Here is a 266-nt window from a genome sequence, read left to right on the forward strand (position 1 = left end):
CGGATACCGAGGCCTTTGAATTCCGCCAGATTTATGGTCTGGAAGTGTTGGTCATTCCCACCAACAAGAAGCAGGAACGCAAGGACCTCAACGATGTGGTCTACCTCAGCCGCGAAGAAAAGTTCGACGCCATTGTTGCCGACGTGAAGGATTGTATGGAGGCAGGGGCACCTGTACTGGTAGGTACGGCCTCTGTTGAAACCTCAGAAGAACTGTCGGCGCGTTTCCGCAAATCCAAGATTCAGCATAAGGTACTGAACGCCAAA

At 51.9% G+C, this 266-nt stretch carries 1 pseudogene; it reads left to right on the top strand.

The features are described 5' to 3' along the window. Positions 1–266 (top strand): annotated as a pseudogene (locus A3709_RS23785) (hypothetical protein); the annotation flags it as partial.

Origin of the sequence: Halioglobus sp. HI00S01 (assembly GCF_001635445.1) — a bacterium.
GTDB lineage: Bacteria > Pseudomonadota > Gammaproteobacteria > Pseudomonadales > Halieaceae > Halioglobus > Halioglobus japonicus.